At 67.5% G+C, this 13,015-nt stretch carries 11 protein-coding genes; 6 read left to right on the forward strand and 5 right to left on the reverse strand.

The window, feature by feature from the left end:
* Positions 1-11: 11 nt before the first annotated feature.
* Both thiS and thiO read right to left on the reverse strand, forming a co-directional pair.
* Complete coding sequence (gene thiS / locus K3U96_RS23660; protein ID WP_069404201.1) at positions 12-209, reverse strand: sulfur carrier protein ThiS; 198 nt, start codon at positions 207-209, stop codon at positions 12-14.
* Entirely contained in the window at positions 206-1,273 is a 1,068-nt protein-coding gene (gene thiO, locus K3U96_RS23665) for a glycine oxidase ThiO (RefSeq protein WP_165614094.1), read from the reverse strand. Before thiO ends, thiS begins: the two co-directional genes overlap by 4 nt.
* Before the next feature lie 161 nt (positions 1,274-1,434).
* Here thiO and thiE point away from each other — a divergent pair, with 161 nt between their 5' ends.
* On the forward strand, positions 1,435-2,103 hold the full coding sequence (gene thiE, locus K3U96_RS23670; protein ID WP_069404200.1) for a thiamine phosphate synthase: 669 nt from the start codon (positions 1,435-1,437) through the stop codon (positions 2,101-2,103).
* Here the strand turns inward: thiE and K3U96_RS23675 are convergent.
* Positions 2,096-2,593 (reverse strand): NUDIX hydrolase, encoded by a 498-nt coding sequence (locus tag K3U96_RS23675; protein ID WP_084222963.1) that lies wholly within the window; start codon positions 2,591-2,593, stop codon positions 2,096-2,098. The two genes, thiE and K3U96_RS23675, sit on opposite strands and share 8 nt — an antisense overlap.
* A 122-nt stretch (positions 2,594-2,715) precedes the next feature.
* On the opposite strand from K3U96_RS23675, the gene glnX reads away from it, so the two are divergent.
* The 4 genes from glnX to K3U96_RS23695 all read left to right on the forward strand — a co-directional run bounded on the left by glnX (position 2,716) and on the right by K3U96_RS23695 (position 7,942).
* Entirely contained in the window at positions 2,716-4,035 is a 1,320-nt protein-coding gene (gene glnX / locus K3U96_RS23680) for a protein kinase G-activating protein GlnX (protein ID WP_220691264.1), read from the forward strand.
* The gene (locus tag K3U96_RS23685; RefSeq protein ID WP_230982266.1) at positions 4,032-4,997 is read left to right on the forward strand and encodes a glutamate ABC transporter substrate-binding protein; all 966 of its coding nucleotides are present in this window, start codon (positions 4,032-4,034) and stop codon (positions 4,995-4,997) included. The genes glnX and K3U96_RS23685 overlap by 4 nt, the downstream gene beginning before the upstream one ends.
* Positions 4,997-7,297 carry a serine/threonine-protein kinase PknG gene (locus tag K3U96_RS23690; protein WP_220691265.1) on the forward strand — a complete coding sequence of 767 codons (2,301 nt, stop codon included), beginning with the start codon at positions 4,997-4,999 and terminating at the stop codon, positions 7,295-7,297. Before K3U96_RS23685 ends, K3U96_RS23690 begins: the two co-directional genes overlap by 1 nt.
* Positions 7,298-7,516: 219 nt before the next feature.
* Entirely contained in the window at positions 7,517-7,942 is a 426-nt protein-coding gene (locus K3U96_RS23695; RefSeq protein WP_084222959.1) for an STAS domain-containing protein, read from the forward strand.
* A 1-nt stretch (position 7,943) separates the two neighbouring features.
* Here K3U96_RS23695 and K3U96_RS23700 read toward each other — a convergent pair whose 3' ends face one another.
* Together K3U96_RS23700 and pta are read right to left on the reverse strand one after the other, a co-directional pair.
* Positions 7,944-9,155: an acetate kinase gene (locus tag K3U96_RS23700; RefSeq protein WP_220691266.1), complete on the reverse strand. Its 1,212-nt coding sequence runs from the start codon at positions 9,153-9,155 to the stop codon at positions 7,944-7,946.
* On the reverse strand, positions 9,155-11,233 hold the full coding sequence (gene pta / locus K3U96_RS23705; RefSeq protein ID WP_220691267.1) for a phosphate acetyltransferase: 2,079 nt from the start codon (positions 11,231-11,233) through the stop codon (positions 9,155-9,157). The genes K3U96_RS23700 and pta overlap by 1 nt, the downstream gene beginning before the upstream one ends.
* Positions 11,234-11,504: 271 nt before the next feature.
* Between pta and K3U96_RS23710 the strand changes: the two genes are divergently transcribed.
* A complete protein-coding gene (locus tag K3U96_RS23710) occupies positions 11,505-13,007 on the forward strand; it encodes a hypothetical protein (RefSeq protein ID WP_220691268.1) in 1,503 nt (500 codons plus the stop codon).
* The last annotated feature ends 8 nt before the right edge of the window (positions 13,008-13,015 follow it).

Genomic DNA, 13,015 nt, shown 5'->3' on the forward strand with positions numbered 1-13,015 from the left:
GCGAGATCGAATCAGCCACCCTGCACCGCCGTCACCACCTCCAGGCGCGCACCGTCGGCCAGCGTGGTGTCCCACTCCGACCGCGGCAGCACCGACCAGTCCAATGCCACCGCAATGCCCTTGTCGGGAAAGCCGAGGCGGGACAACAGCGCGGCGATGGTCGTGTCGGCGTCGACCTCGACCGCTTCGTCGTTGACGGTCACTTTCATCTGCTTGCTCCGAGACTTGCTCCAACTATGACATCGAGTTCGGCCGCGATCTGCTGTGCGGTCCACGGCGCCAGCAGGAATCCGTTGCGCCCGTGTCCCGCGGCCACCAGTGTGCGCTCATCGAGCCGTTTCACGATCGGCAGCCCGTCGGGCGTCATGGGGCGCAGGCCCGCCGAGACTTCGGCCAGTTCGTATTCTCCGAGCGCCGGCATCACCGCGCACGCGTCGTCGAGCAGTTCCCGCACCCCGGTGACCGTCGGCGCGGTGTCGCGGCCGTGCTCGTACTGCGTCGCGCCGACGACGACGCCGTCGGCGCGGGGCACCAGGTACACCTGCCTGCCATGTACCCGCGCGCGCACGACCCGCTGCGGCACCGGCATACAGCCGCGTCGCCAGCGCAGCCGCAGCACCTCGCCTTTCACCGGGCGGATCGGCAGGCCGGGCCAAAGAGCAGGCGCGTCAATCCCGTTCGCGATCACCACGACGTCGGCCCGCACGTCGGCGAGTTGCAGCGCAGCCGGGGCCCACTGCACCCCGAGCCGCTCGCAGTGTGCTTCCAGCGCCGCGACGACGGCCCGATTATCAACGGCCAGTTCGTTTTCCGCGCGCAAACCGTGCCGGATGTGTTGCGCCAGCATCGGTTCGACATCGCGCGCGCTGGACGTCCCGATCACCGGATGACCCTGGCCGGCCAGCCACTCGCCCACCCTCTTCAGGTCGGCGACGTCGGCGCGGTCGACGGCGACCACCAGCGATTCGCGCGAGGTGACCACGCCGTCGGGCAGCCCGTCGAGATAGGAGCCCCGCCCCTGGTCATTCCACAGTGCCAACGACTCCAGCCCCAGCCGCAGCATTTCGTCCTCGCCGGGCCAGCCTTCGGTGTGCGGTGCCAGCATGCCGCCGGCCACCCAGGAGGCGCCGCGTTCGTCGCTGCGGTGCAGCCGGACCGTCCAGCCCGCCAGCGCGGCGCGGCGGGCGACGGACAGCCCGATGACGCCGCCGCCGATGACGGCCAGCGACCTACCGGTGGTTCCTGAGTCCAAGATCCCTCCCTTCGCCGGCATGACCCGGATCAGGTGTGACGGTAAGGGCAGGCGGGCCCACTCTCAGTCCCCGGTCCCGGGACTCCCGTGTCGCGCCACCCACCCTACTCGGGGGGCGCGGCGTCCTCGGATGTGCGGTTTCCAGTCGCGGGCCGCCAGCGCGAACGGCTACCGTTCGCCCTGTGCAGAACCCTCGTGACCGTCTTGGCGCCGCGTCGCTCTATCTGTGCACCGACGCCCGCCGTGAGCGCGGCGACCTCGCCGAATTCGCGGATGCGGCGTTGGCCGGCGGGGTGGACATCATTCAGCTACGCGACAAGGGCTCGCCGGGTGAGCAGCGGTTCGGACCGTTGGAGGCCCGCCAGGAACTGGACGCGCTGGCCACGCTCGCCGATGCCGCGCGGCGGCACGGCGCGCTGCTCGCGGTCAACGACCGCGCCGACATCGCCCTGGCCGCCGGCGCCGACGTGCTGCACCTGGGCCAGGACGACCTGCCGTTGACCATCGCGCGCGACGTCATCGGCCCCGACCCGCTGATCGGCAGGTCCACCCATGACGCGGATCAGGTGAGCGCCGCGGTCGGCGAAGCGGTCGACTACTTCTGCGTCGGCCCGTGTTGGCCGACGCCGACCAAACCGGGCCGGCCCGCCCCCGGCCTCGACCTCGTGCGCGCGGCGGCCGAACTACGCACCGACAAGCCGTGGTTCGCGATCGGCGGAATCGACGCGCAGCGGCTACCGGAGGTGCTGGAGGCCGGCGCACGCCGAATCGTGGTGGTGCGGGCGATCACCGCGGCCGACGATCCACGCGCGGCGGCTCGACACCTCAAGGCGGCGCTGGCCGCTAGTTGATCAGCAACGGAATCGACGTGGTGAGCGTGTGCAGCCGCTCCCAACTCGCGGCGAAACCCGGGTGCAGCGGCAGATCGGTGACCTGCGCGACCGGGACCCAGCGCAGTTCGGCGCTCTCGCGGTTGGGGCTGGTCGCCAGCTGTTTTGGCGCGTCGGCGATGACGGTGGTGTAGCTCCAGTAGGCGCCGCCCGTGCCGGACACCTCCGCGGTGACGACGGTGGTGCGCACCGTGAGCTGCTCGGCTGTCAGCCCGGCCTCTTCCTGCGCCTCACGCACGGCGGCCTCTTCGGGGGTTTCGTGGCTGTCGCGGGCGCCGCCGGGCAGTCCCCAGGTGCCGCCCTGATGACTCCACGCCGCGCGGTGCTGCAGCAGCACCGCAGCCGTACCGCCGGGATCCGGCGCCCGCAGCAGCAGGCCAGCCGCACCGAACCGCCCCCAGAAAGCGGCGCCGGTGTCCGACACCACCCAGCCGTCACCGTCGCCACGCACGGGATCAGAATACGGACGCGCGCGCATCCCCAACCTCTTAGACTTCTTTTATAGAGTTGAGCGGTCGGGAACGACAGCCGGAAAAGCACGAGTCGGATAAAAGTGATGGAGTCCGCGCGCACGTGACTGTGGAGTTGGCGCACCCGTCGACCGAGCCGCTCGCATCGCGGTCGCCGACCGCCCCTGCGCATCCGCGCTGGTGGTTCTTCTGGACCACCCCCGGCCGCATCCTCAGCATCGGGTTCGTGTTGTCCGCGCTCGTGATCGCAAGCGCCTTCGCGACGTCGACGACGATCAACGACCGCCAGCAGGTGTTGACCCGGGTGCTCAACCACACCGAGCCGCTGGCATTCGCCGCCGGGCAGCTCTACACGACGCTGTCGGTCGCCGACGCGGCCGCGGCCACCGCCTTCATCGCCGGCGCCGAACCGCGCGACGTCCGACAGCGCTACGAACAGGCCATCACCGACGCGTCGGTCGCGGTGACCCGGGCGGCCAGCGGGCTGACCGACGAAGACATGGTCCAACTGCTCGGCCGCATCAACGCCCAACTCTCCGTCTACACCGGTCTGGTCGAGACCGCACGCACGAACAACCGGTCCGGAAACCCGGTCGGCTCGTCGTACCTGTCCGAGGCGTCGGCGTTGATGCAGACCCAGATCCTGCCCAACGCCCAGCGGCTGTATGAGAAGACGTCGGCGATGGTGGACGCCGAGACGACCGCGTCGACGCGGATCCCGGGGCCGGTGATCCTCGTGGTGCTCGCGACGTTGTTGTTCGGGGTGTTCGCCAACCGCTGGTTGGCACGCCGGACCCGACGGCGGATCAACATCGGGTTCGTGGCAGGCGGGTTGGCGGTGTCGATCATGTTGATCTGGGTCGGCACCGCGCTGGTCCTCTCGACGGCAGACAGCCGCAGCGCCAAAGACACTGCGGCGCAGTCGCTGAAGACCATCACCAACCTGGCGATCACCGCGCAGCAGGCCCGCGCCGACGAGATCCTTTCGCTGATCCGGCGCGGTGACGAGACGGTGCGCAAGCAGTCTTATTATCAGCGCATCGACACGATGGCCCAGCAGCTTTCGCAGTACCTCGGCCGCGACGACGCGATCGACAAGACCGACCTCGTCGACGCCCAGCAGTTGCTCGACCGGTGGCGCGCCGCCGACGACCGGATCAACGCCTACATCAACGTGGGCAACTACCAGGCCGCGACCCAGGTCGCGCTGGGCACCCGCGAAGACGATTCCACCCCGGCGTTCAACCAGCTCGACGAGGCGTTGAGCAAGGGCATCGAAGGGAGCCGCGGCCAACTGCGCAACAACATCGTCAACGCCCACCGGGTGCTGTCCGGGGCGACCGTGGGCGCCGCGGTGCTCAGCATCGTGGCCGCGGTGTCGGTGGCGCTGGGGTTGTGGCCGCGGCTCAGCGAGTACCGATGATGTTGAAGAAGCTGGGAGTTGCGCTGGTCGCGGCGGCGATGCTGTCCGGGTGTACGCAAGCGGCGTCGACGTCGATGCCACCGGGGGTCACGTTGGCGCCGCCGACCCCGGCGGGCATGGAGGAGATGGCGCCGCAGCCGGTGCGCGTTCCGGAGGAGTCCAACGACGACTGTGACCGCACGGCGAGCCTGCGGCCGTTCGGCACCAAGGCCGAGGCGGACGCGGCCGTGGAGAACATCCGGGCGCGCGGACGGTTGATCGTCGGGCTCGACATCGGCAGCAACCTGTTCTCCTTCCGCGATCCGATCACCGGGCAGATCACCGGATTCGACGTCGACATCGCCGGTGAGGTCGCCCGCGACATCTTCGGCACCCCGTCACAGGTGGAGTACCGGATCCTGTCCTCGGCCGACCGCATCGCCGGGCTGGAGAAGAACGAGGTCGACGTCGTGGTCAAGACCATGACGATCACCTGCGAGCGCAAGAAGCAGATCAACTTCTCGACGGTGTACCTGAACGCCAATCAACGGATCATGGCGCCTCGCGATTCGACGATCGCGCAGCCGTCGGATCTGTCGGGTAAGCGGGTCTGCGTGGCCAAGGGCACCACGTCGATGCAGCGGATCCAGGAGATCACCCCGCCACCGATCGTCGTCGGCGTGGTGGCGTGGGCGGACTGCCTGGTCGCGCTTCAGCAGCGCCAGGTCGACGCGGTGAGCACCGACGACTCGATACTGGCCGGGCTGGTCTCGCAGGATCCCTACCTGCACATCGTGGGGCCCAGCCTCAACGAGGAGCCCTACGGAATCGGGATCAACAAGGACAACACCGGGCTCGTGCGTTTCGTCAACGGCACGTTGGAGCGGATCCGCCGCGACGGCACCTGGTACACGCTGTACCGCAAGTGGCTGACGGTGCTCGGCCCGGCGCCGGCACCCCCGGTCGCGAGGTATTCGGACTGATGGGCGAACCACGAGAAGACGACTTCGGCGAGGACCGGCGGGCCTCCGAAGAACCGACGGTCGGGACGCAGCCCGCCAGCTTCGACGACATGGGCATGGATTCCGCGTCGACGCTGCGGCCGATGGCCACCCAGGCGGTGTACCGGCCGCAGTTCGATGACGACGCCGACGACTCCGACGGCACCGGCGACACCGAACCCCACGACCACACGACGGTGACCAGGGCGTTGTCACCCACCCGCCGCCTCGGGGGCGGGCTGGTGGAGATCCCGCGGGTACGCGCCAAGGATCCCCTCACGGCCTTGATGCGCAATCCGGTGGTTGCGGAATCGAAGCGGTTCTGCTGGAACTGCGGGCGCCCCGTCGGCCGAGCAACAGATCAGGGCCCAGCACTGTCGGAGGGCTGGTGCCCGCACTGCGGCAGCGCGTATTCGTTTCTGCCGCAACTGAGCCCGGGAGACAGGGTCGCCGACCAGTACGAGATCAAGGGCTGCATCGCACACGGTGGGCTTGGTTGGGTGTACCTCGCACTGGATCACAATGTCAACGAAAGACCGGTTGTCCTCAAGGGTTTGGTGCATTCCGGCGATGCCGAGGCGCAGAAGATCGCGATGGCCGAACGGCGCTTCCTCGCCGAGGTGACCCATCCGGGGATCGTCAAGATCTACAACTTCGTCGAGCACGAGGACAAACACGGCAACCCGGTCGGTTACATCGTGATGGAGTATGTCGGCGGCACGTCGCTCAAACCCGGCAGGGGAGAGAAGCTTCCGGTCGATCAGGCCATCGGCTACATGCTCGAGATCTTGCCCGCGCTGGCCTACCTGCACTCGATCGGGTTGGCCTACAACGACCTCAAACCCGAGAACATCATGATCACCGAGGAGCAGCTCAAGCTCATCGACCTCGGCGCGGTCTCGACGATCAACTCGTTCGGTTACCTTTACGGCACACCGGGTTATCAGGCGCCGGAGATCGTGCGCACGGGTCCGACGGTGGCCACCGACATCTACACCGTCGGTCGCACGCTGGCGGCGCTGACGTTGAAACTGCGGACCCGCAGGGGTCGTTACGTCGACGGGCTGCCCGAGGACGATCCCGTTCTGGCCGAATACGATTCGTTCGGCCGGCTGCTGCGCCGTGCCATCGACCCAGATCCCCGGCGCCGGTTCGGCAGCGCCGAGGAGATGTCCAGCCAGCTGCTCGGTGTGCTGCGTGAGGTGGTGGCCCGCAACACCGGCACCCCCAAGCCCGGCTTGTCGACGGTGTTCTCCCCCGCACGATCCACGTTCGGCATCGATCTGCTGGTGGCCCACACCGACGTCTACCTGGACGGACAGGTGCACTCGGAGAAGCTGACCGCGCAGGAGATCGTCAAGGCCCTGCCGGTGCCGCTGGTGGACCCGACCGATGTGGGTGCGCCGGTCTTGTCGGCCAGCGTGCTGAGCCAGCCGATCCAGACGCTGGACCAACTGCGTGCGGCGCGGCACGGGGCGCTGGACTCGGAGGGTATCGACGTTTCGGAATCCGTCGAGCTGCCGTTGATGGAAGCGCGCGCGCTGCTCGATCTCGGGGACGTCGCCAAGGCCACCCGCAAGCTCGACGACCTGGCCGCCCGGGTGGGCTGGCGCTGGCGGCTGGTGTGGTTCCGCGCCGTGTCCGAACTGTTGACCGCCGACTACGTTTCTGCCACAAAGCATTTCACTGAGGTGCTGGACACACTTCCCGGAGAGCTGGCACCGAAGCTGGCGCTGGCGGCCACCGCGGAGTTGGCCGGTTCGGACATCGAGGAATCGCAGGAGCGCAAGTTCTACAACACGGTGTGGTCCACGGACAACGGCGTCATCTCCGGAGGGTTCGGGCTGGCCCGTGCGCAAGCCGCGGCAGGCGACCGGGACGCCGCGGTCAAGACGTTGGACCAGGTGCCTGCGATGTCACGGCATTTCACCACCGCGCGGTTGACCAGTGCGGTCACGCTGCTGTCGGGGCGCTCGATGAGCGAGATCACCGAGCAGCACATCCGCGACGCCGCTCGCCGCGTGGAGGCGCTGCCCGACACCGAGCCACGCGTGCTGCAGATCAGGGCGTTGGTGTTGGGCACCGCGATGGACTGGTTGGCCGACAACGCCGACAACACCGCGAGCACCAACCACATCCTGGGCTTCCCGTTCACCCAGCACGGCCTGCAGCTCGGCGTCGAGGCGTCGCTGCGCGCGCTGGCCCGCGTCGCGCCCACGCAGGCGCACCGCTACGCGCTGGTTGACCTGGCCAACAGCGTGCGTCCGACCAGTACTTTTTGATTTGCTGGGCCGGGCTACGGAATCAGTTGTCGCACACCCCGCCCGTGTGGCCTTGACCAGTGTTTTCGCTCGCAGATCAACCATGGTCAAGCAACGAAATCCGTAGTAATCTCCGATCAGGTTGAGTTAACAGCTGACTGGTGACGCCATCGGTGCACAACCCGGCCTATGGCGGCATCCACAGTACGAATCATGAGTTTCGGCTGAGGGAGTTCCATCGTGTCTGCTGCAGTAGGTACTTACCGGGTGTTCCGTCCCGACCCTCAGGCGCTGGACCGGCGCGAACACCACCATCGCGCGCAGTTCTCGGCGTCGCACCACGCATCCAGGGTCGTCGTCACGGTGGAGGGCGAGGTCGACGCCGCCAACAGCCGGGCGATGGTGACATATGTGGAGGCGCAGTTGGTCGGCGCGTCGCATCTGCTGGTCGACCTTCGGCTGGTCGATTTCTTCGGCACCGCCGGCTTCGCCGCCCTGCACAACATCAACGTCGTCTGCATCCGCAATAACGTCACCTGGCAGCTGCGCTGCGGCAGGCAGGTACGCCGCCTTCTCGCCGTCTGCAATCCCGATGCGTCCCTGCCCCTCGAGGAGCCTCAGTCGCTGCTCGACGACGTGCAGGCCGGTGACGGCGCGCTGGTCTGATCTATCGTTCGGCGGTAAGCACCGCGATGCAGTCGCGGGCGATCGCCAGTTCCTCGTTGGTGGGGATCACCAGCACGGTCGTGGGTGAGTCGTCGGCCGAGACGCGCCGGGCGGTGTGCCCTGGGCTGGCATTGAGGTGCACATCGAGTTCGATGCCCAACCCCGTCAACCCCGCCAGCGCGTCGCGTCTAACGCTGGCATCGTTTTCCCCCACCCCGGCGGTGAACACGACGACGTCGGTGTTCCCGAGCAACGCCAGGTACGCACCGATGTACTTGCGCAGCCGGTGGATGTACACGTCGTAGGCCAATTGTGCTGCGGTGTCACCGGATCCGATCTGTTTGTGCAGCTCCCGGAAATCGATCTCGCCGCCGAGGCCGAACACGCCGGAGCGCCGGTTGAGCATCTCGTCGATCTCGTCGATGCTCATCTTCGCGGTGCGGGCCAGGTAGAAGATGATGCCGGGGTCGATGTCCCCGGGGCGGGTGCCCATCACCAACCCCTCCAGCGGTGTCAGGCCCATGGAGGTGTCGACGGGACGCCCGCCGGCGATGGCCGACGCGGATGCGCCGTTGCCGAGGTGCAGCACGATCTGGTTCAGCGACGCCAGGGGTTGGTCGAGGAATACCGCCGCCTGCTCGCTGACGTACTTGTGCGAGGTGCCGTGAAACCCGTAGCGGCGAATGTGCCACTGCTCTGCGACGTCTCGGTCGATCGCATAGGTGGCGGAGGCGGCGGGGAGGTCGTGGAAGAAGGCGGTGTCGAACACGGCGATGTGCGGCAGGTCCGGCAGGATCTTGCGCGCCACCTCCATGCCGAGTACGCCGGGCGGGTTATGCAGGGGCGCAAGCGGTGACAGCTCATGCATCTTGGCGATCAACTCGTCGGTCACCGGCGTCGGCTGGTAGAAACTGCGCCCGCCGTGCACCGCTCGGTGCCCGACGGCGACCAGGTTGACGGCGTCCAGGCTGGTGCCGACCTCCTCGAGCAGGTCGAACGTGGTGCGCAGCGCGGCCTCGTGATCGACGATGGCGGGACCGTCGCGCCGGGCTTCGCGTTCGCCGGCGCTCACTCCGGCCAGCGCAGAATCCTCGCCGATGCGTTCCACGGTGCCGTCTGCCAGCGATGCGCCCGAGTCGGGGTCGATCAGTTGACATTTCAGCGAGGACGACCCGGAATTGACGACCAGGACCGTGCGCGTCGGCGACGTCATCATCGTCCACCTTGGGCTTGGATCGCGGTGATCGCAACGGTATTGACGATGTCCTGCACGAGTGCACCCCGTGACAGGTCGTTCACGGGTCTTCTCAGGCCCTGCAGGACGGGGCCGATCGCGATGGCGCCCGCGCTACGCTGCACCGCCTTGTAGGTGTTGTTGCCGGTGTTCAGGTCGGGGAAGATCAGCACCGTCGCGCGGCCCGCCACCTTCGAGTCGGGCATCTTCGTCGCGGCGACCGACGGCTCCACCGCCGCGTCGTACTGGACCGGGCCGTCGACCAGCAGGTCGGGGGCGCGTTCTCGCACCAGTTCCGTTGCCGCCCGAACCTTTTCTACGTCCGCACCCGATCCGCTGGTGCCCGTCGAGTACGACAGCATGGCGACCCGCGGTTCGATGCCGAACTTCGCAGCGGTGCTTGCCGAGGAGATCGCGATGTCGGCCAGTTGCTCTGCGGTCGGGTCCGGCACGATCGCACAGTCACCGTAGGCCAGTACCCGATCGGCCAGACACATCAGGAAGACGCTCGACACGGTGGAGACACCCGGTGCGGTCTTGATGATCTCGAACGCGGGCCGCACCGTGTGGGCGGTGGTATGCCGCGCCCCGGAGACCATGCCGTCGACCATGTCGTTGTACACCAGCATGGTGGCGAAGTACGAGACGTCGTGGATGATCTCGCGGGCCTGCTCGACCGTGACACCCTTGTTCTTGCGTAGTTCGGCGTACTGCTCGGCGAACCTGTCGCACAGGTCGCTGGTCTGCGGGTTGATCACCGACGCCGACGACAGGTCCACCCCGAGTTCGGCAGCGCGGAAACGGATCTGAGACTCCTCGCCGAGGATGGTCAGATCGGCGACCTTGCGGCGCAACAGCCTGCCTGCGGCCTTGAGGATGCGGTCGTCGTCGCCTTCTGGCAGCACGATGCGCTTGCGTTCCGACCGGGCCTGGTCAAGCAACTGGTAGGTGAACATCTGCGGGGTGACGACGTCCGGGATCGGAATAGCAAGCTGCGCCAGCAGTTCGGCGGTATCGACGTGGGTGTCCATCAGCTGCAGTGCCGTGTCGATCTTGCGTTGCGAGGTGATCGTCACCCGGCCCCGTGTCGCAGCAGCCCTGCTGGCGGTTTCGAAGGTGCGCAACTCCGTTGCGATGATGGGCAGCCGCAGGCCGAGACCGGAAACCAGTGCGGCGATCGACGGATGCAGCTCAAGGCCGCCGTTGAGGATGATGCAGGACAGCGACGGAAACCCTTCGGCGGCATGTGCACTCGACAGGGCCAGCACCACGTCGGAGCGATCACCGGCAGCAATGACGCCGACACCCTCGGTCAGCCGCTCCAAAATATGTTCGGCGGTCATGCCGGCCACCATCATGCTCGTCACCTCGCGGTTGAGCAGGGCCGGGTCGCCGATCACCATCGAACCGTCGACCGCGGCCTGCAACTCACGCACGGTCGGCGCCACCAGCAGCGGCGCCTCGGGCAGCACGTAGCAGTGCGGCCCGAATTCCTTGAGCGCCTCGGCCACCGCCTGCAGCTGAGCCGGATCGCAGCGGTTGGCCACCACTGCCGCGGTATGCGCGTGCTGCCCGGCCACCTCGGCAACACAGATGTCGACGAGTTGGGCGACCTGCTCGGGGGTGCGGTCCTTGGCCTTCACCGCCAACACCACCGGGGCCTTGAGGTTGGCGGCGATGCGCGCGTTCGTCGACAGTTCGCTCGGGGTGGCGACGTCGGTGTAGTCGCTGCCGACGATCAGCACCGCGTCGCACCGCTCGGCGACCTGGTGATAGCGATCGACGATGTCGGCGATCGCCGCGTCGGGGTCGTCATGCAATTGCTGGTAGCTGACGCCAACACAGTCTTCGTAGGGCAGGTCCGCGGTGGCCTGGGCGAGCAGGAGCTCGAGGATGTAGTCGCGTCGTTCGCCCAGCCGGGCGATGGGCCGGAAGACGCCGACGGTCGCGACCGTGGCCGTGAGGCGATGCAAGATGCCGAGAGCGATCGTCGATTTACCGGTGTCGCCCTCGGGGGACGCGATGTAGATCGCCGATGTTGAGCGCTCGCGCGGCACGGGTCAAGCCTAGGGCACGCACGCGGGTGCGGCCGGACGGGAAACGCGACGGCCGCGAGACCGCTCCCACAGAGTTTCCACCGCCCGGGAAAAAACCGATGTGATTTTGGTCTCAGTAAAGTACCATAGGTTTGCGCGTGAGACGTCATCTGACGTATCAACATGTCACACGTATTAACTATTATGTAAATTCACTTGCGTGTGTAGATTCAGCAAACGATCCACGGCGCCGCGAGGAGTGTAGTCGGCGGCCCCCAATATTGCGAGGACCATGACCGACACCGCCCTTCGCACGGGTCTCACGACGCGATCCGTCACCTTGAGCTTGGTGCCCGCGCAACCGCCGGTCACCACCGCCCCGCGAAAGCGCACGTCGGTAGCAGAACTGCCGTTCACCGCGCGGATCTGCATCGCCGCCACGCTGGCCCTCATTCCGTACTTCTCGATGTTCGGCCAAGCCATCGCCGATGCCGCGGCCGGATCGCGCGCGGCAGTTATGGTGGTCACCCCGCTGCTGATGGTGCTGATCGCCACCGGCTATCAGTTGCCGGCGCGCGGGGTCGACGACGCGGAGTCCGACTGGATCATCGCGGCGGTGGTGGGGTTCGGCTGCTTCACGGGGATCTACCTGCTGAGCGAACGCATGCCGACCCTGTCTTCGCTGTGGCGTCTGCAGTCCCTGGGCTTCGTCGTGTGGTTCGGGTGTCTGCTGGCCATCCTGTTCGGCGCCCGCCACGTGGTCCGGATGTGGAAGCTGTGGGTGTTCGCCGTCTGCTGCGCGACGCCGCTGCCCTTCCTGCTTGCGACGGCCGCACTTGGCGGCTCGGACGACGCAGCAGCCCTGCTGGTCGCGGCTGTCGGCGCCGTCGCGGTGTTCTTGGCGTCAGAAGTTGTCCCGTTCCGGCACCGGCTGTTCGCGACGATCTCCTGTTTCGTTCTGGCAGCCACCATCGTGGTATCCCTCGATGCGCACATCGGCCTGCTCGCCGCGGTCATCGTCGGCGCGGGTGTCCTCCCGGTCGTCACTGTCGTTGTGCTGAGGCGGGCAATGGCGGCAAGCGGCGACGCGCCGGATTCGGCTGAAACCCGGCTGCCGCTGGTCTCGCCGATATCGCTTCTGGTGCTGACGGTCGTCGCCATCGCGCTGGCGGTCGTCAATTACCCGGGCTCCCGTCTGCCCGATGCGCCCCTCGTCGCGGCCGATTGGACAGCACGCGCCGGCCTCGTGGCGCCCACCGCGTTCCCCTTCATCACCCAGTCCTTGGGTGCAGACGCGACGCTGGTGCGCTACTCGATTCCTGGTTCGGTCGGAAGGCCGGCCGCCGCGGTCGATGTGATGTCCAGCCCCAACAGGGCGGTGCTGGACGATTTCGCCGGTGCGGTCTGGTATCCGAGTTTCAGCCCGGTGGAGTACCGCCTCGCCCCATCGTCGGCCGGTTTGCCCGCAGGTGCCCGGATCGTGCACAGCAACGCCGATACGGCAACGTACGACGCGGATCAGCACTGGTACGCCGTCACCTGGGACTGGCGCACAGACGCCAGCTATGAGCGTGTCACCGTGATCGTCAGCCAGGCGTTCGACGGACGCGCCATGCCCCCTGCCCCCGCACCGCTGTCCCTGCTGGACACCTCGATCAGGCCGGCGTTGTGGACCACACGGCAGCAGCCCCACGTCGACGGTGAGGTAGACCCGGCGGTCATCAGCCGCGCCGACCAACTGACGCGACAACTCGAGAAGTCCGCCGAGCTGACCAGGGCACCGACAGGTGGCTGAGACCGCTA

The sequence above is a fragment of the Mycolicibacterium holsaticum DSM 44478 = JCM 12374 genome, assembly GCF_019645835.1.
GTDB classification, from domain to species: domain Bacteria; phylum Actinomycetota; class Actinomycetes; order Mycobacteriales; family Mycobacteriaceae; genus Mycobacterium; species Mycobacterium holsaticum.